The following is a 25,149-nucleotide window of genomic DNA, read 5'->3' as shown; positions in this document are numbered from 1 at the left end:
TTATGAAAGTAAAAATTTTAACGGCAATGGCATCAATAATGCTTTTTGCTTCCTGTTCAGATTTCTTAGATCAGGACCCAAATACTGCTCTTACTGAAGAACAGACTTATTCAAAAATGGATAATATTGAACCTCTTGTTTTAGGAATGTATTCTTCATGGAGAAATGTACAAAAAGACAGAGGAGGACTAATGTTTCAATTAGGAACAGATGAAACGCAGCAAGGAGCATTTCAGGTAATGACAACTCCGGGACAAGCAGGATTAGATTATTATAATGGTTTTCTTTCTCAGGAAAATACTGCTTTGGCTGAACAATGGGATTCACGCTGGTTAGTTTTACAGAGTGCTGGTCAGGCAATATATGCCTTGAACAACAATACAGAAGCTGATACAGCCCGTAGAAACATATTACTTGGAGAAGCTAGTTTTATAAGAGCTAGTTTAATGTTTGAACTTTCACAATATTGGGGAGAAATTCCAATTTTGGATCAGGCACGTACTCAGGAATTAGGATATGGAAGACAGCCATTGCCAGATGTATATACATACATTGTCAACGACCTTAAAGTAGCCGAAGCAAATTTGCCAGCGACACAATCAAATAAAGCTCTGCCAGTAAAATATCTTGCTCAGGCATTATTAGGTAAAGTGTTTTTATACGCTCCTGTAGCTTCTGGCGCGCGTGACTACACTCAGGCAAAAGAATGGTTAGGAAAAGTTATCTCTTCAGGAAAATACAGCTTGTTATCAAATTATGCAGATGTTTTTAGCCCTGATCATGCTAACTCTACAGAGTCACTTTATGAATTTCAGTTTAACAATACCTGGCCTGATAACAACCAGATTCAATGGCAGACAGGATCGAGAGCAATCGCAAATTTAGATCAGTACGCTTATTTTGGAGGATATGATTTATTAGTTCCTACACAATATTGTTATAAAGATAAATCAGCTGGCGGTATCTGGGAACCAGGTGATAAACGTAAAGATGCAAGTATTCGTTACGATTTTACTTATAGAGGAATTACACCAACAATTCCGGCAGGTTTTGGAGGAGACGAATTAGATCCGCACGTAAAAAAATACGAAGATGTTCGTGTAGACGGAAGACAATCATTCTGGAATTCAGGGAAAAACAAACCATACATTCGTTATGCTGATGTATTGTTATGCTATGCAGAATGTTTAAATGAATTAGGAAGTACTACAGATGCTGAAGGATATGTAAACCAAGTTCGTACTCGTGCTTTTGGAGGAACACTTCCGGCGGGAATGAACTGGACTGGACTTTCTCAGGCAGATTTCAGAGACCGAATTTTAGATGAGCGTATGCGTGAATTAGCATTTGAAGGCTGGAGAAGAATGGACCTTATTCGTACAGGAAAATTGGTACAGTATGTAAAAGCTCGTAATAAATGGGCAGCTGAAAGCGGAACAATAGCCGAGTTTCATAACAGATATCCAATTTCTCTAAAAGAAATTCAGCTTAATGATGATATAAACCCGGAAGATCAAAACCCTGGTTATTAATATTATTTAGAAAAGTTTTTAAAATAGTTTTTATCGTTTGGTTATGTGATTTTTTGGTTAATAATCACAGTTTTTGATTTGTAATGCCATTTTGGGTATAGGTAATAAAACAGTCCTGAGAATTCTGTTAGAAAAACTTATTCCAAAATGGCATTCTTATTTTTAGTTACAATTTTTCATCATTCAAATAACAATATGAAATTCAATACAATTCAGGTTTATATCACTTTATTTGTTTTAAATGCCTTATCGTTCCAATTTTATGCTCAGAATAAAGTAAGTCTGAACTCTTCAGATATTGTCTGGAAACTAAAACCGCAGGCAGAATTAGGAAAAGACAGCCTTAAAATAGCTGCTGCAGATTATTCAGATAAAGACTGGGTAAAAGCAGTAGTTCCGGGTACGATTTTTAATTCTTATGTAGTAAGCGGTTTAGAAAAAGATCCCAATTTTGGCGACAATATTTATCAGGTGGATAAATCGAAATACGACCGCAGTTTTTGGTATCGTTCAGAATTTAGTATTCCCGAAAATTTCACCAAAGAAATTATCTGGCTCAACTTTGAAGGAATCAATCGCGAAGGGGATATTTATCTTAACGGAAAAAAACTAGCCACTCTTAGCGGAATGATGCAGCGCGGTAAATTTGATGTTACAAAATTGGTGCACCGTAAAGCAAAAAATGTGCTGACGATTTTAGTAAGTATTCCAAAACAGCCTTTAAACAATTACGGAAGCCCAACTTATATTTCAAGTGCCGGCTGGGACTGGATGCCGTATGTACCGGGATTAAATTCAGGAATTACAGATGATGTTTTTTTAAGCAATACAGATAAAATAACAATTGCAGATCCGTGGGTTCATACAAATCTGCCAACTAATGCCCGTGCAGATTTGGATGTAAAAGTCGACCTTAAAAATTCATCTGCACAAAATCAGGAAGGAGTTTTAACAGGCGTAATTATGCCTGGAAATATTACTTTTTCTAAAAAAATAAGTCTTGATGCCAATGCAGTTACAAGTGTAAAATTAAGCAAAGAACAATTTCCGGAACTTTCAATTCAAAACCCTAAATTATGGTGGCCAAATGGTTACGGAGATCCTAATTTATATACCTGTCAATTCACATTTAAAATTGGAGATGTAGTTTCTGATTCCCAAAAAATAACTTTCGGAATCAAAAAATATACCTACGATACAGAAGGCGGAGTTTTGCACATTTCGATTAACGGAAAACGCGTTTTTCTTAAAGGAGGAAACTGGGGAATGAGCGAATATATGCTTCGATGCAGAGGTGAAGAATACGATTTGAAAGTCAAACTTCACAAGGAAATGAATTACAATATTATTCGTAACTGGTTAGGTTCAACAACAGATGATGAATTTTACCAGGCTTGCGATAAATACGGAATTATGGTTTGGGATGATTTTTGGCTAAATGCAAATCCGAACCTTCCATTAGATATTCACGTTTTCAACAGCAATGTAATTGAGAAAATAAAACGAGTTCGAAACCATGCCAGCATAGCTATTTGGTGCGGAAATAATGAAGGTTTACCTCAACCTCCACTCAACGGATGGATTGCCGAGAACATCAAAACGTTTGACAACAACGACCGTTATTATCAGCCATGTTCTAATACAGGAAACTTAAGCGGCAGCGGACTTTGGGGCAATAAAGATCCAAGGTTTTATTTTACAAAATATCCGGAACCTTATGTTGGCACAGGAGACGGTCCAAGCTGGGGTTTAAGATCAGAAATTGGTACAGCCGTTTTTCCGAATATAGAAAGTTTCAAAAAATTTATTCCTGAAAAAGACTGGTGGCCAAGAAACGATATGTGGGACAAACATTTCTTTGGACAAAAAGCCTTTAATGCTTCTCCCGATAATTACGATAAAAGCATAACAGAACGTTACGGCAAACCAAATAATCTGGAAGAATACACCAGAAAAGCCCAATTATTAAATATCGAAACCAATAAAGCCATGTATGAAGGTTGGTTAGACCATATGTGGGAAGACGCTTCGGGAATAATGATCTGGATGAGTCAGTCGTCTTATCCAAGTATGGTTTGGCAGACTTACGATTATTACTATGATTTAACAGGAGCTTATTGGGGCGTAAAATCGGCCTGTGAGCCTATGCATATTCAATGGAGTCCTGTAAATAATTCGGTTAAAGTAATTAATACGACCGGAACTGATTTCAAGAATTTGACTGCCGAAGCAACGGTTTATAATTTGGATGGAAAATCTGTAGCGAAGTTTAACCAGAAAGCCGTTGTAGATTCTTATTCAAATACAGCGACAGAAAGTTTCGTAATTCCGTTTTACTCTAATCAGAAAGATTTAGCTTTTCAAAAAAATGTTACCGCATCCTCTACAGATGGAGGAAACACAAAAGACATTACAGACGGCGATTCAAATACCCGCTGGGCAAGTAAATCAACAGATGATGAATGGATTTACGTAGATCTTGAAAACGAATATATCATCAATCGTGTAGTTTTAAATTGGGAAAATGCATTCGGAAAAGAATATAAAATTCAAATAAGTAGAGATGCAAAAAACTGGACAGATGTAAGTACGATTAAAGATGGAAAACAAGGACTACAAAATATTTCGTTTGATGAAACCAAAGGCCGTTATGTTCGAATGTTAGGAATAAAACGTGGTTCTGGCTGGGGATATTCCTTGTATGATTTCAAAGTTTTTGGAGCAGAAACTAATGCTGATACTTCCAGTTTAAGTCCGGTGCATTTCATCCGATTAAAACTAAAAGATGCACAGAATAAAGTACTAAGTGAGAATTTTTATTGGAGAGGCTCTAATATGAAAGATTTCACAGATTTAAATAAATTGCCAAAAGCGAACGTGAATGTTTCCAGTAAAGTCGTAAAACAAAATGGAAAATATGTTATTAAATCAAAGATTTCAAGCCCTTCCGGAATTGCATTCGGAATCCAGATACAAGCCGTAAATGAAAAATCCGGAACTCAAATATTACCCGCAATTGTAAGTGACAGCTACTTTACTTTGCTAAAAGGAGAAAGCAAAGAAGTCACCATAGAATTTGAAGAATCAGCTTTAAAAAACGGAGAAAAACCAGTTATAAAAGCGATTCCTTATAATAAATAATCAATTTCAAATCCTGCAAGGTTTCCAAAACCTTGTAGGTATAATTTAAAGGCTAAAAGATTCTCATAGTAAACCTGACAGGTTTAATCGAAACGGAGAAAAAAATATACAAGTTCCCATAGATTAAAAAAATCCATTCCAATCCTTTTAATCTGTGGCAAAAAAACAAACAACATGAATATCAAAAAAATAAAAGCATTACTATTTATACTAATACCCATTTTAGGTTATTCGCAAAATAATCCGCTGGAGTTATGGTATAAAAAACCAGCCGCTCAATGGGAAGAAACATTACCCTTAGGAAACGGACGTTTAGGAATTATGCCTGACGGAGGAGTTGCAACCGAAAAATTGGTTTTAAATGATATCACCCTTTGGAGCGGATCACCTCAAGATGCCAACAATTACAAAGCATTTTCATTTCTGCCTCAAATAAGAGAATTGCTTTTAGTAGATAAAAATACTGAAGCCGAGAAATTGATCAATGAGAATTTTGTATGCACAGGCCCTGGATCAGGAAGCGGTGATGGCGCAAATGTGCAATTTGGATGTTATCAGGTTTTAGGAAACATGACCCTGAAATTTGATTACAAAACCAAATCGCAAGCCACAAATTACAGTCGAAATCTAAATATACAAACTGCAACCTCAGCAACACAATTTACCATTGACGGAGTTACTTATAAGCGTGAATATTTTACAGGTTTTGGTGATGATGCTCTTTTTGTAAAACTGACTTCAAGTAAAAAAGGAAAGCTAAATTTTACCGTACAGTTAGACCGACCAGAACATTTTAAAACGGCAAATGAAAACGACAATTCTCTTGTTATGGCAGGTCAGCTGAACAATGGAATTGACGGAAAAGGAATGAAATATAAAGCAAAAGTAAAAGCTAAAACAACAGACGGAAGCGCTTTATATACCAATAATTCAATTGAAATAAAAAACGCAACAGAAGTGGTGCTTTATATATCTGCAGGAACAGATTTTAAAGATAAAAGTTTTGAATCTTCTGTAGATAAAATTTTAGACGCAGCAATTCAAAAGAAATATCAGGATCAGAAGAAAATCCACATTCAAAACTATCAGAAATTGTTCAATCGTGTGGCTTTAAATTTTGGAAAATCAGATAAAAAAGCACTGCCTACAAATGAACGTTTAGATGCCTTTTTAAAAGAACCTGATTCAGATACTGAACTTCCGGTTTTGTTTTACCAATATGGACGTTATTTAAGTATCAGCAGCACAAGAGTAGGATTATTGCCTCCAAATTTACAAGGATTGTGGGCGCATCAGGTTCAGACGCCATGGAACGGAGATTATCATCTTGACGTAAATGTTCAGATGAATCATTGGGCACTGGAAACAGGAAATCTTTCCGAATTAAATCTTCCATTAAAAGACTTGGTGAAACAAATGGTTCCTTACGGAGAAAAAACAGCCAAAGCTTATTACAATGCCGATGGCTGGGTAGCGCACGTTATTACCAATGTCTGGGGATTTACTGAGCCAGGCGAAAGTGCTTCATGGGGAATTGCAAAAGCAGGTTCGGGTTGGTTGTGCAACAATTTATGGAATCATTATTTGTATACAAACGATAAAAATTATCTTGCCGAAATCTATCCAATTATAAAAGGAGCGGCTCAGTTTTATAACAGCATGCTGGTAAAAGATCCGGTAACGGGCTGGCTGGTAACTTCGCCGTCAGTTTCTCCTGAAAATTCCTTTTTCTTGCCTAATGGTCAGGATGCGCATGTTTGTATGGGACCGACAATTGATAACCAAATTGTTCGTGAATTATTTAATGATGTAATCACAGCTTCTCAAAAACTTGGAATCGATAAAGATTTAAGATCTGATCTTGAAAAAAGATTAAAATTATTACCGCCACCGGGAGTTATTAGTCCCGACGGAAGAATTCAGGAATGGCTAAAACCGTATAAAGAACCAGACGCACAGCATCGTCACATTTCTCATTTATACGGATTATATCCTGCTTTTTTAATAACTCCAGAAAGCACACCGGAACTTGCCGAAGCGGCGAAGAAAACTCTTGAAGTTAGAGGCGATGATGGCCCAAGCTGGTCAATTGCTTATAAAATGCTGTTTTGGTCTCGTTTGAAAGAAGGAAACAGAGCTTATAAATTATTAAAAACAATTTTGAGACCAACGCTTGCTACAAATATCAATTATGGAGCAGGAGGAGGAGTTTATCCAAACTTACTTTCGGCAGGACCGCCGTTTCAAATTGACGGAAATTTTGGAGCCACCGCAGGAATTGGCGAAATGCTGATTCAAAGCCACGCCGGATTTATAGATTTATTACCTGCTATGCCAGATGTTTGGTTAAAGGAAGGTGAAGTAAAAGGGCTTAAAGCCGAAGGAAATTTTACCATTAATATGAAATGGGAAAAAGGAAAAGTCACCAAATATGAAATATTATCTCCTATACCAACAAAAGTAAAAGTGAAAGTAAATGGAGAGTTGAAAGAGATTATATCTTCTAAACTATAGAGCACGATTCCTGCAAGGTTTTCAAAACCTTGTAGGTATTAAATTGTAAAAGGAAATAAAAAACTAAACCTACAAGGTTTTGAAAACCTTGCAGGACTCAGAAATATCAATAAAAAGATATTTAAATCAAGTTCTAAATTAATTGCCTCCTGCTTTAGCTGGAGGTTTAAAAGAGTCTATTAATAAAGGGCTTTAGCCAAAACACTATAATTTTGGCTAAAGCCCTATTTGAATCTAACTTCAATAACCTCCAGCTAAAGCAGGAGGCAATTAAAAATAAGTTTTGGCTAAAGCCTTTTTTAAATTAATTCTTCTAGCCTCCAATTAAAGCTGAAAGCAATGGTAAAACATATACTAAGGCTTTTATTCATCAATCGGATATTGAGAATGGTGGAGTTTTAGAATTTAGTATGGGATCAAAACCGAATAAAAAATGGGAATTAAATTAGAGGATAGACCAGTTAATTAGATATTATTGCCCACGGGTTTTGCGGGTTGAATGGATTATCGCAGATTTTAATTTTATTATTGCATGCATTCTTATCGCCTTCACGGAGTTCCTGCAAGGTTTCCAAAACCTTGTAGGTTTATAATATTCATTTTTTTACGTCTCTAAAATTTATACCTACAAGGTTTTGGAAACCTTGCAGGATTAAAACCACAAGCCCCGACAGGTTTTTAAAACTTGTCGGGGCTACTACTTAAACTTAAATGACCAATACTAACTTAAACAAAAACTGATTCCTCATTTTTCAATAAGGACAAATGTATCGTAACGCCTGAATGGCTTTTTTCTTCATCCAGAACTGTTTCAAAAGTTTGTTCTGCTTCTGTTTTTTTATCAAGACCCAGAAGTCCTAATCCCTGCATATACAAACAGTGAATTTTATTTCGTTTATCTAAATCATCTTCCCAAATCATAAGATCTGGAAGTGAAACTGCAAAATAATCGATCGTAATAGTATCGTTTACATGTTTTTGAGCATAAGCAACTAACTTTTCAAAACGTTTACCAGCTTCGGCAGTATTATTTAATTTTAGGAAAGCTAAACCTTGATAGAAAATTTTGTCCGGCTGTTGATCGTTATAGAAAATAGCGGCCGTTGGTTCATCTAATCCTTGGGTTGCTTTTTGCCACCAGTTTTGAGCTTCTTTCAAATCATTTTTCTTTTCGTAAGCAACACCAAGCCAGTAATGAATATCATTTTCCTGTGCGCCCGGAAGTTTTCCTTCACCTAAATTATCAGGATAAATTTGCGCCTGTTCCAAAAGCTCTATGGCTGTATCATAATTCCCTTGTGAGATTTGCTGTTTTGCAATTTCAGTTAAAGAAATAAGATATTGTCCGCTCACTTTTCCTTCGCCGCCTTCCCACGGATGGAAAATTCGGTTTTGTAATAAGGTTAAGGCTTTATCATGTTTTCCTAAAAGATTATAAATAGCGGCTCTTTCTAAATAAACATCATCACGCTGAATTACCAATTCTAAATGTTTTTCTAAGAAAGCAAGTCTGAAAACCAAATCCCTATTCAAACGTTTGTACAATTGGTCTAATTCCATTAGGATTCTGGAATCTTCTAAATCCAATGAAAAAGCTTTTTCTAAACTCGAAAGTGCTTTTTGTTCATCGCCCAATTTGTTGTAATACGCCAATGATAAATTGCGATGTACCGTAGGGAAACTATTGTCTATAGCAACAGATTGTTCCCAGCAAGAAATAGCATCATCATAAAACTTCGCAGCGTACCAAAAGTTACCTAAATAATACAACGCCTTAGCATCATTGGTTTGTTTCTCAATTACATTTTGAAGTACCAATGCAGCTTCAACCTGATTTGGGAAACAATAATCTGGTTTTGCCTCAGAGGCCATTTTGAAGCATTTTTCGGCTTGACCGAAATCATTTAATTTTTCATAAAAAGAACCTGCAAAATACCACGCCATTGGGTATGTATTTTCATCTTTCAAACCTTCATTTAATAATTCTGAAGCTTCTTCATAAAAACCTGCTGCATTATAATCTAAAGCATATTCGATATACGTATGAATGTTGTTTCGGATAAGCGAATTAAAATAGCTGAGGTCTTTTTTATCATTGCTTAAAAGATATTTCTCATAAAGCAATCCAAAATTAAATGAATCGTTTTCTAAATAAGTATTGGCAAGCTGAAGCGCTTTTTCTTTTTGATTTAATTTTCGAAGAAACGCCACTTGTAAATGCAATGCTTTATGATCTTCGGTATTTTTAGAAATTGCTTTTTTAATATGCGTTAATGCCAAATCATAATCACCTTTTATTGCGTCAAGCTGTGCTACATAAAAATAGCCCTGATTTTGCCAGGCTGCATTCCATGTCGATTTATAAAAAGCACTGTAAGCATCTTCGTTTTTATTTTGATATTTAAGACATAATCCTAAATTAAAATAAGCTTCACCTTCATACGGATTTGGATTTCGCTGTGTCAGTGTTTTTATGGCAGCCCTAAAATAAGGTTCAGCTTCTGCAAATTTTGCTCGGCGCATTAACCACAATCCCATTGCATTGTTCGAACGAATATCGCCAGAATCACGTTTTATGGCTTCTTCATAATACGGAATCGGACTGTAAGTAGCGTGTCTGTATTGTTCTAAATGCTGAGCCGTTAGAAACAATTGTTCATTGTTTACAATATCTTCCGGAGCAAGAGCAGGTTTTGCAGCTTCGGGGATTTCATCTTCGTTTTGACCTTCGTAATTCCAGTCTACCAAAACTTTATCATCGGCATCGGTTACGGCAATTGATAGACCTTCTAAACCAAAATTAAAATCAATTGTTTCTTCGAATGAATTGTATGGCGATGCATCATATTGTTTTTGAAATATAACAACATCATTATTTTTTAAAGTAACAGTAGTTTTAGGATAAACGCCCGTTGTATACGCTTTAATGACTAATTTATCATCAATGCTTTCTAAATTAACCATCGCATTTTTGGTCGCATTTTTCACAATACCCAAATCTCGATACGGCATAAAATACTGCGTAAAATCCTTTTGTTCGCCCGGCATAATCCATGTAAAATCAGGCTGATTATCGGTATAAACTCCGCACATTAATTCGATATACGGGCCATCTTCATCGGTAAGGTTACGATCCCACGCACGTCCGAAATCGCCGTGACCCCAAGTCCATTGTTTTTTTCCCGGCGAAACATGATGATTCGCTACGTGAAGTAATCCGCCTTTAGAATCATTTTCATATCCGCCCACAAAATTATATTTAGATGCAATCGCCATATAAGATGTTGGAACCGGAATGTTTTTATAACGGGAAATATCAGTTCCCGGCGAATAATCGACTTTATAATACGTTCCTTTTGCAATTGGGAAAGAAGAAACATCACGTTTTCCATGATCAAAAACAGCATTTACATCTGGTGGAAAAACCGATTGATAATCATCATTTACTTTAACTGCCGGATTTGCCCACCATAAAAATGTCTGCGGAAATGATGTTCTGTTGTACAACTGCGCTTTGATTTCCAAATAAGCTTTATCAGGATATAATCGGAATCCGGCCATACCTTTGGTTCTAAACATACGTTCTACTTCGCTGCACCAAACTGTTGCGCTTCCGTCTTCGTGTTCTTCTATCGTAAAATCAACAGGATCAAAAGTCGTTGGTCTGTGGTGCTGCGGCCAGTTAAACTCGATTCCGCCAGAAATCCACGGGCCAGTAAGTCCAACCAATGCCGGTTTTACAACCTGATTATAATACACAAAATGACGATTTTTAGTTTTATCATATGCCATATGAACTCGTCCGCCAAGTTCAGGCAAAATCATTATTTTAATAAACTCATTTTCAAGATAAACCGCCTGATATTCTTTGTTCGTTTTTTCGTCTGCTATTTTTTCAATAACCGGATACGGGTATACAGATCCGTTACTTCCCTGATACACTCGTTTCTCAATAAATACAGGATTTTTTTCAGGTTTGCCCACCTCATAAGTTGGCAGGATTATTTTTTCCTTCCAAACATTTACTTTTTGCATGATGTAATGAAATTTAGATTATTGAATATTCTTTGATTGACGATCAGAAACCATTAGTTCCTCAATCTCTTCAAGACTTTTGTTTTTAGTTTCAGGAAGTTTTCTGAAAACAAAAACAAATCCTAAGGCGCAGATAATACCGTACACCCAGAAAGTTCCTGATGTGCCCAGGTATTCATTAAAAATTGGAAATGTTTGTACCAATAAAGCAGAAGCAATCCAAAGTGCAAATGTGGCAATAGACATCGCAACACCTCTGATTCGGTTTGGGAAAATTTCAGATAAAATAACCCACGTAATAGGAGCAAGTGACATTGCGTAAATGGCAATGGCTAATAATACCAGTAATAATAAAGGGAAACCTGTAACATTAGTATAATAGAAATAGCCCAATAAAGCATAAATTATTGCCAATGCAGCAGAACCAAAAAGCATTAATTTTTTACGTCCAATTTTATCTACAGTTCCCATAGCAACCAAAGTAAAAACTAAGTTGATGCTTCCGGTAATCACGATATTCATAAATAAATCGTTGATGCTGTAACCAGCCGAAACAAAGATTTCCTGAGCGTAATTAAAAATAATATTAATACCGCACCATTGCTGAAAAGCCGCCAGAACAATACCAATTGTCAATATAGGTAAAGCCTTTTTGTCAAGCAGCATTTTGAAATCGGTTTTCTCCGCTTCGTCTGTAAAAGTTTCTTTGATTTTTGTGATAGCTTCTTTTCCGTACGCTAATCCGCCAATTTTGGTAAGCGTTGCTTCTGCTGTATCGTTTTTCCCTTTTTTAGCCAGATATCTCGGGCTTTCGGGAATTAAAAACATTAAAAGAAAGAATAAAACTGCCGGAAAAAATCCTGCCCAAAACATCCATCTCCAGCCCGTTTGTCCGTTCCATGAAGCCAGAATTTGAGCGTGCGTATAACCTGCAGGAATAACTTCTGTAATTAACATATTGGTAATTTGTGCGGCCAGAATTCCTATAACAACGGTAAGCTGGTTAATCGATACAAAAAGCCCACGGGTTTCCTGAGGTGCAATTTCTGCGATATATAAAGGTGATATTGTAGAGGCAATCCCAATTCCGATTCCTCCAATAATTCGCCAGATAATAAATATGGTAAAAGTTTCTGAAGCTCCCGTGCCAATGGCACATAAGGAGAATAATACGGCGGCAACAATTAACATAGGACGTCTTCCGTACGTATCTGCCAGTTTTCCGGCAACAGCTGCACCTGCTACACAGCCAACAAGGGCACTGCTCATCGCCCAGCCCTGAAGAGCCGGAGAATCTGAAATGCCAAAATAAATTTCGTAAAATGGTTTTGCACCACCTATTACAACCCAGTCGTAGCCAAAGAGTAAACCACCCAATGCTGCAACAAGGCTAATCGATAGTAAAAAGGTATAATTATAATTTTTCATAAAAAGGGTTTAATAGCTTTTGTAAAATTAGCGGAATAGAAACCTTTGATTTATGGATATTTTTTTTGAATAGATGGATTATAATATGATTTTTTGATGCAGCGTATTAAAATACGAAAACCATTGCGTTACTGTTTGTATTCTGTACGATATTGTATAGGTGAAGTACTCATTATTTTTTTGAACAAACGAGAGAAATACAGCGGATCATTAAAGCCTAAATTAAAACTAATTTCCTTTATGCTCATAGTAGTAAAACTTAGATATTGGCAGGCTTTCTGCATTTTTAAATAGTTGAAATAATGTATAGGAGAATAGCCCGTCTGCTTCTTGAATAAGGTAAAAAAATGTGAAGATGAATAATTAAAATAAGCAGCCACATCATTGATTTTTAACGAAAGATCGAGATGTTTTTTCATATAGTCAATTGCGGATTCAATAGTATTATCCTCTGAAAATTTTCGGTTTTTTTGAATGAAAAATTTCTCATATAAAAAAGCATTCAGCAATTGCCATAATGAAAGATTGGCAAATTCGAGATTACTGGCACTGTAACCGTCTTCCATAACATCGAGTATGTTTTCGAAAAGTTCGATGCGTCTTTCTTCAAGCGAAAGCTGCGGCGCTGAATCAGGAAACTCCGTTATGAATTTGTCATAAAAATGAGGTGCCTGCGGTCCCGTAAAATGAATCCAGAAAATACTCCACGGGTTTTGTTTTAAAGCATAATAATCATGCGCAACTTCTGGCGGTATAATATAAAAGGTATTCGCTTTGAGTGTTATGGTTTTGTTTTCTTTGCTAATAATGCCTTCTCCTTTATAACAATAAATCAAAATGTATTGCTTACTTCCGTGTTTTCGTTTCATGGAGTGATGGCTTGCATTGGGGAAAACTCCAATATCTGTAAAATACAAACTCGCAATAAGAGGATTCTTTTTGATGTTGGAAAGAATGTTTTTAGGAATCACAATCATGCGCTGTCCTAAGAAACCTTCTTTAACTTTTGTTTTTTCTTTTTGGGATGAATTTTTCATTTTCAGGATTGTCTTTTCCAAATATCGTAATTTAATCCATGCTTTTAAAAAAAATGTCCATTTTGAGACGAATAATCAAAAGTACATTTGAAACACTATTATAGCCTTAGTGTTTTCAATCTTTTTTTAAAACAATATGAATCCTTTAATTACAATTGCATATGAGCCTTTTGGCTGGTATGCAGAAAAAGAAATTTTTAAATTTACACTTACAAATGTTCACGGAAATTATGTTGAACTGCTTAATTATGGAGCCATAGTAAAATCCATAGTAGTGCCGGACAGGAACGGAAAAAAAGAAAATGTAGTTTTAGGATTTCCAACTTTAGAAGGATACATAAAAGATAAATCTTATATAGGCGCAACTGTTGGTCGTTTTGCCAACCGAATTAATAATGCTGAATTTTCTATTGAAAATAAAACCTATTATTTAGATAAAAATGATGGCAAGAACAATAACCACAGTGGTTCAGCCGGATTTAACAGCAAGGTTTTTGATTTTAGTATAAAAGAAGATGCTGTAATTTTTACTTTGGAAAATGAAGATGGAGACGGCGGTTTCCCCGGAAATTTAAAAACAAAAGTTATTTATAAATGGACGGATAAAAATGAACTGAAAATTGAATTTTTGGCTGTAGCCGATGAACCAACCCCGATAAATTTTACGAATCATTCTTATTTTAATTTATCGGCTTGTACCGAAAAAATACAAAATCATTATCTCAATATTCAGGCTGACAAAATAGTAGAAAGTACAGAAGATTATATTCCGACAGGAAGAATTATACCTGCAGAAAACTGTTCTTTTTACCATTTCAAATTAGGAGATGTTATGAAAGATGGCGGACTGAATACGTATTATATTTTTAATAGAAATAATGACGATGAAGATTCGGTTTCTGAATTATTCGAAGAAATATCGGGAAGAATAATGCGTGTGTATACTTCTTACCCTGGCTTACAATTGTATACGGGAGATTATTTAAACAGCGTCGAAATTGGGGAACATTCTAAGTTTTATGAACCTTTTGACGGACTTTGCTTGGAATGTCAATATTATCCGGATAGTCCCAATCATGCACATTTTCCTAATACAATATTCAAAGCAGAGCAGGTTTATAATGAAACGATTACTTATGCTTTTGATGTTGTGACTCTTGAAAATTAAAATAGATATGCCACAGATTATGGGGATTAAAATGGATTTTTTTTGCCACGAATTTCACGAATTAGCACGAATTAATTAGTGGAAATTTGTGTAATTCGTGGCAGAATAACCTTTACAATCTCTGCAAAAATCTCTGTTTTAAAATAACAAAATTGAACTATCACCTTTAAAAATTATATAATGAGAAAAATGTTTATTCATCGAACTTTGAGCTTACTGATACCAGCAGTATTTTTTGTATTGACAAGCGGTAAAGCTCAAAACAAAGACCTTTATCTGAAGTCTAAGGATAATTTAAATAAAATTACTTTGTCTTTAACCGAAGATGGAAAGTTGTCGTATAAAGTTACCCGCAGAGATAAAACGATAATTCTGGATTCTCCGCTCGGTTTGAATCTTGAAAATAATGATTTTACTTCTGGTTTGTCGGTTGTGAATGTATCACCTATCGAAGAAAAGCGTGAAAAATACGAACTTAAAGTCGCCAATAATAAAGTTGCCGATCATATATTTAAAACTAAAAGTATAAAGTTTAAAAACAAACAAGGCGCTTTAATCACAATCGATTTAATTGCGGGAGAAGAAGGCGTTGCTTTTAGATATAAGTTTGCTGAGAAAGAAGAGAAAACCAGAGTGGTTAAAAATGAAATTACAGGATTTCATATCGATCAAAATGCAAAAGGCTGGCTTCAGCCGTATAACAAAGCGGGAGATTATACTCCGGGTTATGAGGATTTTTATGTGAATGTAAAATCGGGAGATCCAATAAGCGGCGCGCGAAATGTTTCGGTTGGCTGGTGTATGCCGGCACTTTTTAATGTAAACGATGCTAAAAATTGGGTTTTAATTGCAGAATCGGGAGCGGAAGGTACATTTCCGGGTTGTCACTTGCAGCCGGATTCTAATGGCGGAATGTATAAAATTGCTTTTGCTGAAAAAGACGAAAAATTCACTTTGCCTTTACCGGACACAAATGCTTATCCTGAATCAAATTTACCGTGGACAATGCCTTGGAGAGTTATTTTGATTGGCGATAAAGCGGGAGATATATTATTGTCAACTTTGATTACGGATTTGGCTCCGGCCTCTAAAGTCGAAGATACTTCATGGATTGTCCCTGGAAAAGCAGCGTGGTCATGGTGGTCGCATCCTGATGATTTTACACCAGAAATGTATAAAAAGTTTACTGATGTTTCGGCTTCATTTGGTTTTAGATACACGCTTTTTGATGCGGGTTGGGAAAAAGCGAATAAAGAAGGAAAAATTATTGATCACGCTTTGTCTAAAGGAGTTCAACCATTAGTTTGGGGATATTCGGCAGAATATTTTAATCCTGAAAAAAGGAAAAAAAGATTTAAAGAATTGGCTGATATGGGCGTAAAAGGTGTTAAAATAGATTTTTGGTGTTCAGACAGACAGGAGGTTATGAGTACGCTTCAATCGGTTTTTGAAGATGCAGCCAAAGAACATTTGCTTGTAAACCTGCACGGTACAACTGTACCAAGAGGCTGGCATAGAACATGGCCAAACTTTGTAACAGCAGAAGCTATTTTAGGAACTGAAAGTTATTTTTATGAACCAAGATTTCCTGAAATGGCGGCACAGCAAAATACAGTTTTACCTTTTACAAGAAACGTTGCGGGACCTGCAGATTATACTCCGTTTGCTTTGACTTTTAGAAAATATACGCGTTTAAATACAGCAGTTCATGAATTGGCTATGGCAATGATTTATACATCGGGAATTATTCATTTTGCAGATTCAGAAGAAGTTTTTAATTCACTTCCAACTGAACTTAAGGATTTATTCAAAGAAATGCCGGCAACTTGGGATAAAACAGAATATGTAATTGCAGAACCGGGAAAAGAAATTGTTCTGTCTCGTAAAAAAGATAATCTGTCTTATATTATTGGGATAAACGGAACTAATACAGTATCACCAATTTCAATTGATTTGGCTAAATATGGTAAGGGATTTTCTAAATTCAGGGTTATTTCTGAAGGGGCAGATCCGTTAATGGAATTTAAGATTTCAAATTATCCTATAACTTCAAAATGGAATTATAATTTAGCTCCAAAAGGAGGATTTATTATTCAGTTTATAAAATAAGTTGAAGATATTAAACGTAAAAAAGCCTTTAAACGTTTCTGTTTAAAGGCTTTTTTTATTTTCTATTGGTTGAAAGTTTTTAAGCTTTAACTTTTTTATTTTTTGTTTTCTTTCCTTTTTTCCACCAAATAATAAATCCGGTTATAGGTAGTGAAGCTCCAATCAAACTTACTAAACTCCAGATTATTTTTCCTGTAAGACCAAAGAAAACTCCTGTGTGTAAATCATGATTACTGGCTTCATATACATCTGCAGCATTGTTGTCTTTGTAAAGCTTTGTGCGAAGCATTTGACCCGTTTTTCCGTCAAAGAAAAGCGTGTTTTGGTTTCTTGCCCAATCATTTGGATACGTCATTCTAACTCTCAATTCTCCCGTTTTTCTAATGGAAAATGAAACAGAAGTTGCTCCAGGATATTTTGAGTTGGCACTTTCGTAAATGTTATTGTATCGCACCGGAATTGTAGTTGAATCAATTTTTTCTTTAGATAAAACTTCATCTCCTTTTCTAAGTTTACTTCCGGTTACTATACTAACCGATTTTTTAACCGTATCAAATTTAAAGTATGTTCCAGAAAAAGCGATTAAAAGCAAAATAATAGAAGCATAAAATCCTAAAACCTGGTGCAGATCGTAATTAACTCTTTTAAAAGAACCGCTCCATTTTATTTTTAGCGACTGCTTTAGTAATCGTTTTTGATTTGGAAACCATAATACAAGTCCGGTAATCAGCATGATGATAAAAATCACTACCGACCAGCCTTGAATAAATTCGCCAACGTCTCCCAGTAATAAAGTACGGTGTATTTCAAGAACAATATTCAACCAGTCAGAACTTTGCTTGTTGATTAAGCTTCCGTCATATGGATTAAAATAATACGTCTTTTTCTTTTTGGTAGAAATCTGAACCGCTGCATTGGGTTCTTCTCTGTTTACTTTTAAAGCTGTAATTTTCTGTTTAGGTTCCAGTTTTTCATAATTTTCAATTATAGTTTTTAATCCTATAAACGATTTTTGCTGAACCGGAACATGCAGGTATTCTTTCTGTGAAAAATCACGGATATCTTCTTCAAAAACATAAAGAAAACCGGTAATGCTCACTATAAAAACAATGAGGCCCGATGCTAAACCGAGCCACAAATGTATTTGTCTTATTGTCTTTTTAAAACCTTTGGTCATAACTTATTATAAAAGCCAAATGTAAATAATATCAGTCGAAATAACGAACTGAGAATCTTAGAATTTAAAGGTAATATTCCCGGTAACTCTCGTTGGATTTTGAGCAGCTAAACGGTATGACCAGTATTTCTCGTTTGTTAAGTTATCCACTTTTAAACCTAATCTGTATTTTGGTCTGTCATAGAAAACAGAAGCATCTAACACCGTATATTCAGGAATCTGGAATTTAAAAGTTGCTGTATTAGTCTGGAAATATTTGCTTCCGTAAATTCCTCCAATACCAAATCCAAGACCAGATGCTGCCCCTTGAGTTAATCTGTAACTTGCCCAAAGATTGGCAGTTGTTGGCGAACCTGCAGTTGTAGGTCTTAATCCGTTAGTAGTCGGATTTGATTTCGATAGTCTACTGTCATTATAAGTGTAACCAGCCACAATATTTAAACCTTTAATAGGGTTTGCAATAAGTTCAGCTTCAAAACCTTTACTCAATTGTGTACCATCCTGAATTTGAAAATTAGCATGATCCGGATCATTACGGGTCATGTTAGTTACTTCAATATTATAATAACTCAAAGTAGCACTAATTTTATCAAAGTCGAATTTAAATCCTCCTTCTAACTGATTCGCATGGTTTGGTTTAAAAGTATCTCCGTTAAAATCTGAACCGCCGACATTATTAAATCCGTTCATGTAATTAGAGAATACAGAGATTTTCTCTTTAACAATTTGATAAACTACTCCAAATCTAGGAGAAAATGCGGTTTGGTTGTAATCACCTGTAGTAGTGTTAGTAGCCGGATAATACGTTCCTTTATTAAAATAACGGTCAGCTCTAATACCTCCCATTACAATTAATCGATCAGTAATATTCAATACATCAGATATATATGCACTATATGTTCTTTCGTTATTAGATACATAATTAACATAATTAACTCCCGCAAATAATGGTTTTATTTTATCAATGGTAAAGTTATTATAAGCATCTCCTGGTGTTCTAAAATTGATAGCCGGCATATTTACCGTTGCATCATTACGCGTTGCACGTAGGCTGTAGAAATCTAAACCTGCTACAACTCTGTTACGTAAATTCCCAATTTTGAAATCACCATTAAAGTTTTGCTGAATATCTGTACCGTAATAAGGATAATCCTGATTTGTAACTTGTTGTCTTAATGTTTCGTTACTCATAGCTGTTAAGGCTACAGTATATCCTTCTGATGATGATCTTGTACGCGAAACAATAGTTTGTGACGTCCATTCATCTGAAATTTGATATTTTAACTGTGCAAATATATTATACTGCTGAGCGGTGAAATTTACTGTATTGTTAGCAAATGAAAGTTTATAAGGAATTCCCATTTCTTCAATGCTGTGTGCAGTAGCTGGAGTAGTAGCATTTCCGGCAAAAGGAGCTAATCTCGTTGGTGAAACTCCTTTTGATGCACTAAACTCAGCATCAATAAGTAAAGTCATTCTTTCGTTTACCTGATAAGAAAAACTTGGTGCTATAAAAAAGCTTTTATTAAAACCTGCATCCTGAAAACTTCTCTCGCTATGCAAAGCTGTATTAATTCTGAAAAGAGCTGTTTTATCATCATTAATTGGGGTATTAATATCGGCTGTAAAACGATTTAAATCCCAATCACCTGCGGAATATGATACTTCGCCTTTAAAGAAATCAAAAGGTTTTTTTGTTACCCTGTTAAACAAACCTCCAAAAGAAGAAATCGTACTTCCAAATAATGTTGCCGATGGCCCTTTGATAACTTCAATACGCTCTAAGTTAGAAGGATCAATTGAATTATAAGTAAAACTTCCAACCCCGTTTCTTACTAACTGAGGTGTTGCAAATCCTCTCGAAATATTAGTTGATCTTCCCTGATTTCTAACCTCAGAAATACCCGCACCCGGAATGTTTTTAAAAGCACTGTTATAATCCGTGATTACCTGTTCCTTCATAAGTTCTTTACTTACAATGCTGTAAACCTGCGGATTTTCCATGTTTTTAAGTTTCATTTTAGAAACCTCTTCACTTTCTTTTCTTGCAAATCGGTTTCCTCCAGAGCTAACAATAACTTCTTCTAATTTTTGTGAAGTATAAGTAAGTTCAAAATCAAGAGTTGGATTTGCATTATTTTGATCGACTAAAACAGAAGCCGGAGTAGACTCATAACCGTTTAGTTTTATTTCAACTAAATACGTTCCAAAAGGGATGTTTTTTAGTAGATATGTACCATCAGAATCTGTTGTTGTAGTTTTATTTAATTCTGAAATTTTTACCGTCGCACCTTGTAAAGGATTTCCGTCTTTCAGGATTGCTTTACCTGAAATAGTTCCCAAAGTAGACTGAGAAAAAGCAGTTTCTGAGCACAAAAAAATAGTCAGTAACGCTAGAAACACTCTTGTTAAAACATTGTTTTTAAGTGTTTTAATTGTTGTTTTCATGTGAAATTTTGTGATTTATTCTTATTTAGACTGATTACAAATATATAAATAGAAGTATAAAATCATATAGAAGATTAAAATTTTCTTAAAATAATATTAAAGACTTTAAGCTGAAAAAATCAGAATCTTAAAATTGAAAGTCAGGATTGTGTAAAAGAAAAAACCTCATTATAAAATGAGGTTTTAATTTTCTAAAATAAAAAGTGTCGTTACTGTTTCTTATAAGATAAAGTTGCTATTGCCAAAAGTGAACTGATTCCTCCAAAGAAATAAACCGATTGATAATTATAGAAACCTGCTATAAGTCCCGCAGCAGGCCCGGCCAAAGCAAGCGAAAGATCAAAAAAAGCGGCGTAAGCGCCTAAAGCTGTTCCGCGCATTTGCGGCACTACTTTTTTAATTGCTAAAACACCCAGAGATGGAAATATTAAGGAGAATCCTATTCCGGTGAGACCACAGCCTGCCAAAGCAATCATTTTAGATGGCGCAAATCCAATTAAAAGCTGACCAATAATTTCGATAACTAAAGACACAAGTGCCACTTTATAACCACCAAACTTATCAGGAAATGAAGAAAAAAGAACTCTTGTCAATATATAGAAGAATCCAAATGCCATAAAAGCCAATGACGGATTTCCCCAGTTTTTATCTAAAAATAGCAAAGCAATAAATGACGATATACAGGCAAATCCAATCGCTGAAAATGCCAATGCCAGACCTTGTTGTGAAATAAGTCCCACTACTTTGTAAAACGGAGATCTCACAAGAGAAAGATCTACAGGTAAAGAAGGCAGTTTTAGCGTAAAAAGCCGGCTCGCAGCAGAAAGCACACAGATTAAAATAAATACTGTCGTTATGCCATAAGTACTTTTAAGCCATAAAGCCGCCGGAGCACCAATTGCGATTCCTGCATACATGGCAATTCCGTTCCATGTCATCACTTTTCCCGATTGCTGTATGCCTGCCAAACCTATTCCCCAAGATAAAGCGCCAGTTATAGCAAGACTTTCAGAAGTTCCGTGCACGATTCGGGCAATTATTAATAAAATTATAGCGGCGAGAACATTATCAGTAAATAAAGAAGCTGTTACATAAATGCCTCCTGAAATAATCATAAGCAGTATTCCCAGATGATTGCTGTTTTTTGCCCCTTTTGTATCGGTTATTTTTCCTGAATACGCCCTTGTAAACAAAGTTGCTAGAGACTGCAGTCCGATAACTACGCCCACTATAAAATTACTGAGATTTAAATTTGTTTTTATAAAACCGGGCAGAATTCCCAGAGTCATGCCAATAGTTAAGTAAATAGCAAACACCGATAGAATTATTGGTGTGATCATTTTAGTAAAATTGTTGGTTTGTACCATTGTAGATTTTTTATAATTATACAACGGCAAAGGTAGATGGGAAGGGTAGTGCAGGGGATAGCCGATTAATGGCTGTTATTGGACAATTAATGGTTTTGAATTTCTAAACTCAAGAGCAGTCATCGCGGTATTCTTTTTAAAGAAGCGTGAAAAGTATTGATAATCTTCATAACCTAACTCGTAAGCTATTTGTTTAACATCGAGTGTGGTGTAATAAAGCATGCGTTTGGCTTCCAATAAAATTTCCTGATTGATCCAGTAACTTGCCGGAAAGCCCGTGATTTGTTTTGCAATTTCGTTAAGGTAAAGTGGTGAAATATTTAAAAGTGATGCATATTCCTGAACCTGTTTTACTTTTGTTTTGTGCTCAGCTATGAGCTGTTTAAATTTTACGACAGTATTATATTTTTGTCCTTCCGGACGAATCACTGAATCTTGTGAATCTAAAATTTTTGAAGCTACCAAACCAGCGAGAGTTTCTATCATTGATCTTATGACAGAATCAAACAAGGGTTGATGCGTTTCTTCAAGCATTGATGCCAATAACGGAAGTATTTTAAAAACCGTTTCATCATTCGTTACCGATGCAGATTGTTTTGCATTTAAATAGGTAATGAAAATGTCACGATATTGAAGCGGAACTAAATCATTATCTACAAATACCAACCAGCCTTTGCATTGTTTTGCCTCAAGATAACGATGTACTTGTCCGGGTGCTACGAAACCTACAGATGGACCAATCTGGGTTATTTCTTTAAAATCAAGTTCCCAAAGAAAATTTCCATTTTGCAGGATAACAAACATATAATGATCGTCTCTGTGGGCAGTGTTCAGATATTCCTGAAGATTATCAAATGTAGCAATATCGATGCCTGGAGTGCTTAGCTCATCTTTATGTATTTCTATAGTTTCTTTTTTAGTCGGCATAATTCACCCAAAATTTTTATAAAACTACAAAATAATTCATATGCGGAAACTCAATTATATTCCTGATTCAGATTTCAATTGAAATCTGAATCAGGAAATACTATTTAAAACCCAGCTGAATTTCTTCGATAACTAAAGCTAATTTTGAGCATTAAATTTTGCAATAGCTTCTGCTGTAACTGGTGTAAATAAATTGACAAGATTACCATCTGGATCACGAAATAAAAATGATTTATTTCCCCACGGCATTGTAATAGGCTTTTGAACGATATTATTTTGAAGATAATTTTCTAATCTAATATAATCTTGTTCTACATCTTCTGATTTAAATTCTATAATGATACTGCTGTTTTGAGCTGGTTTTGCAACCTCATCTCCGCCAAAAAAGACTAAAGTTTTGGTACTTCCAATAGCTAATGTTGTGGTAGGTGTTTTAACCTCGGCAAAATCTGGAGTATATTGCATGGCGGTTATACCCGTAACCTGCTCATAAAATTTTACTAGTTCTTCTAAACGGGCAGTAATAATGCGAATCGATACTAAATTCATATCTTTATTTTTTTTAGTTATAGGACAAAAATAATTGGGCATTATGACAGCTGTTTGTCAGGAGACTTGAGTTTTTTTATTTTTTAGTTTAAGATAAAAACTAACGCAAAGAATTAAAAAAACAATCCAATTATAATAATAACGGTCAGAAAGAGTTTGTAACTGACACTTAATACGGTTGAAAGAAGAAAATAAAAAGTTATGATAAACGACTATAAAAAACACGATCTATACGGCAAAACACTAATTCAAAAAATTGAATTAACACCGCCGTTTAATTTTGATTTTCCGGTTACGGAGCAGGCTTGTTTTTTATATGTGAAAGATGGAGATGTTGAATATCAAATCGATGAGGAACAAATAAGTGTTGCCACAAATTATTCGTTATTACTAAACTGTATAAATTCCGGAAAACAAATACACAATTCAAAGTCAAACAGTAATTGTGAAATCGTGATTGTTACGTTTTATCCGGAGATATTAAAAAAAATATACGACAGAGAACTTCCGTTATTGCTTCAAAAACCTAAGAATGTAATATCAAATAAATCAAGTGAAAAAATAAACAACGATTTTCTTATTCAAAAATACATCGAAGGATTATTATTTTATTTTGAAAATCCTTCTTTGATCAACGAAGATATTTTGGTTTTGAAAGTAAAGGAGATTATACTTTTACTTTCTCAAACACAAAACTCAGAATCAATACAACTGATATTATCACAGCTTTTTTCTCCTACGACTTATACTTTCAAACAAATAATTGAAGCAAATTTATTTTCGCAACTCACAATTGAAGAACTGGCGCAGCAAAACAATTTAAGTGTTTCATCATTCAAACGAGAATTTGCAAAAATATACCACGATACGCCAGCCAATTATATCAAAGTTAAAAAGCTGGAAAAAGCTGCCGAATTACTGCAAGTCTCCGATCAGCGTATTACCGAAATAGCATTTGACTGCGGTTTTAATGACTTGGCAAATTTCACCAAAAGTTTTACCAGTAAGTATAACGTCAGCCCAACAAATTACCGCCAAAAACTGAATAACAAAGAATAATCGTAAAACTCATTTTTATACTATTTAAGCATCTTTTATTTATTTAAAGGATGCTTTTTTTGTGAACCAAATTGCCAAATAGTTGGACTAATTGACAAAACCATTCTCCTTGATCTATCGGAAGTTTGCTATGTATTTTCAAACAAATTTAAATCATAAAAAATGGGACTATCAAGCTTAGGAATTTTTCACACAATTATAGGTGTTGCCGCAATTGTAGCGGCAGTAGTAGATTTTATCAAATACGGTAAAATCAATTTGAACACATTATCCGGTAAAATATATTTTTACGGAACAGTCGTAACCTCGCTAACCTCATTAGGAATCTCCAAACATGGCGGATTTAATCCGGGACATGTCTTTGCTATTTTTATAATCATTTTGGTATTAGCTGCTTATTTTCTGAATTCAAAAAGAAAAAACAGCGGAAGAGCGCGTTATTTTGAAAATTTCTGGTTGTCTTTTAGTTTTTTTCTGTCACTGGTTCCAACCGTTAATGAAACTTTTACCAGAGTTCCGCTAGGACATCCGCTGGCTAAGGATATTAAAGATCCCGTAATTGGCAATACGCTTCTTGTTTTATTACTGCTCTTTATTGCCGGTTCAATATTCCAGTTTAGAAAACAGAAGTTTATCAACAAAACAACAGGACTTTAAA

General features: G+C 34.9%; 15 protein-coding genes. 7 read left to right on the top strand and 8 right to left on the bottom strand.

Translation table 11 applies throughout. The features are described 5' to 3' along the window. The first annotated feature begins 2 nt into the window (after positions 1 to 2). The 3 genes from NLJ00_RS00910 (at position 3) to NLJ00_RS00900 (ending at position 7,187) form a co-directional block, all read left to right on the top strand. Positions 3 to 1,532 carry a RagB/SusD family nutrient uptake outer membrane protein gene (locus tag NLJ00_RS00910; RefSeq protein WP_256635940.1) on the top strand — a complete coding sequence of 510 codons (1,530 nt, stop codon included), beginning with the start codon at positions 3 to 5 and terminating at the stop codon, positions 1,530 to 1,532. 147 nt (positions 1,533 to 1,679) lie between these two features. Beyond that, entirely contained in the window at positions 1,680 to 4,673 is a 2,994-nt protein-coding gene (locus NLJ00_RS00905; protein WP_256635939.1) for a discoidin domain-containing protein, read from the top strand. 174 nt (positions 4,674 to 4,847) lie between these two features. Next, positions 4,848 to 7,187 carry a glycoside hydrolase family 95 protein gene (locus NLJ00_RS00900; RefSeq protein ID WP_256635938.1) on the top strand — a complete coding sequence of 780 codons (2,340 nt, stop codon included), beginning with the start codon at positions 4,848 to 4,850 and terminating at the stop codon, positions 7,185 to 7,187. 726 nt (positions 7,188 to 7,913) lie between these two features. Here NLJ00_RS00900 and NLJ00_RS00895 read toward each other — a convergent pair. The 3 genes from NLJ00_RS00895 to NLJ00_RS00885 form a co-directional block, all read right to left on the bottom strand. Continuing rightward, entirely contained in the window at positions 7,914 to 11,222 is a 3,309-nt protein-coding gene (locus NLJ00_RS00895; protein WP_256635937.1) for a DUF5107 domain-containing protein, read from the bottom strand. Positions 11,223 to 11,240: 18 nt separating this feature from the next. Further along, complete coding sequence (locus NLJ00_RS00890) at positions 11,241 to 12,650, bottom strand: sugar porter family MFS transporter (RefSeq protein WP_256635936.1); 1,410 nt, start codon at positions 12,648 to 12,650, stop codon at positions 11,241 to 11,243. Positions 12,651 to 12,778: 128 nt separating this feature from the next. Next, the gene (locus NLJ00_RS00885) at positions 12,779 to 13,687 is read right to left on the bottom strand and encodes an AraC family transcriptional regulator (protein ID WP_180857381.1); all 909 of its coding nucleotides are present in this window, start codon (positions 13,685 to 13,687) and stop codon (positions 12,779 to 12,781) included. 136 nt (positions 13,688 to 13,823) lie between these two features. On the opposite strand from NLJ00_RS00885, the gene NLJ00_RS00880 reads away from it, so the two are divergent. After that, a complete protein-coding gene (locus tag NLJ00_RS00880) occupies positions 13,824 to 14,855 on the top strand; it encodes an aldose epimerase family protein (protein ID WP_256635935.1) in 1,032 nt (343 codons plus the stop codon). Between the two features lie 180 nt (positions 14,856 to 15,035). Then, positions 15,036 to 16,964, top strand: coding sequence for a glycoside hydrolase family 97 protein (locus NLJ00_RS00875; RefSeq protein WP_256635934.1), 1,929 nt, complete (start codon positions 15,036 to 15,038; stop codon positions 16,962 to 16,964). Positions 16,965 to 17,043: 79 nt separating this feature from the next. Here the strand turns inward: NLJ00_RS00875 and NLJ00_RS00870 are convergent, their stop codons facing one another. From NLJ00_RS00870 to NLJ00_RS00850, 5 genes are all read right to left on the bottom strand, one after another. Further along, positions 17,044 to 18,141 (bottom strand): PepSY-associated TM helix domain-containing protein, encoded by a 1,098-nt coding sequence (locus NLJ00_RS00870; RefSeq protein ID WP_256635933.1) that lies wholly within the window; start codon positions 18,139 to 18,141, stop codon positions 17,044 to 17,046. Positions 18,142 to 18,198: 57 nt separating this feature from the next. After that, entirely contained in the window at positions 18,199 to 20,589 is a 2,391-nt protein-coding gene (locus NLJ00_RS00865; protein ID WP_256635932.1) for a TonB-dependent receptor, read from the bottom strand. 209 nt (positions 20,590 to 20,798) lie between these two features. Beyond that, positions 20,799 to 21,956, bottom strand: coding sequence for an MFS transporter (locus NLJ00_RS00860; RefSeq protein ID WP_408611603.1), 1,158 nt, complete (start codon positions 21,954 to 21,956; stop codon positions 20,799 to 20,801). A gap of 75 nt (positions 21,957 to 22,031) precedes the next feature. Beyond that, positions 22,032 to 22,883 carry a helix-turn-helix domain-containing protein gene (locus tag NLJ00_RS00855; RefSeq protein ID WP_256635930.1) on the bottom strand — a complete coding sequence of 284 codons (852 nt, stop codon included), beginning with the start codon at positions 22,881 to 22,883 and terminating at the stop codon, positions 22,032 to 22,034. Positions 22,884 to 23,021: 138 nt separating this feature from the next. Further along, positions 23,022 to 23,432, bottom strand: coding sequence for a VOC family protein (locus tag NLJ00_RS00850; protein ID WP_256635929.1), 411 nt, complete (start codon positions 23,430 to 23,432; stop codon positions 23,022 to 23,024). Positions 23,433 to 23,633: 201 nt separating this feature from the next. On the opposite strand from NLJ00_RS00850, the gene NLJ00_RS00845 reads away from it, so the two are divergent. Continuing rightward, on the top strand, positions 23,634 to 24,491 hold the full coding sequence (locus NLJ00_RS00845; protein WP_256635928.1) for an AraC family transcriptional regulator: 858 nt from the start codon (positions 23,634 to 23,636) through the stop codon (positions 24,489 to 24,491). A gap of 162 nt (positions 24,492 to 24,653) precedes the next feature. Then, positions 24,654 to 25,148, top strand: a complete 495-nt coding sequence (locus tag NLJ00_RS00840) for a hypothetical protein (RefSeq protein WP_256635927.1) — start codon at positions 24,654 to 24,656, stop codon at positions 25,146 to 25,148. Position 25,149: the final 1 nt, after the last annotated feature.

Source organism: Flavobacterium panici, from assembly GCF_024499525.1.
GTDB lineage: Bacteria > Bacteroidota > Bacteroidia > Flavobacteriales > Flavobacteriaceae > Flavobacterium > Flavobacterium panici.
Note: the sequence above shows the minus strand (reverse complement) of the source record. Positions and strands in the feature narration are given on the sequence as shown.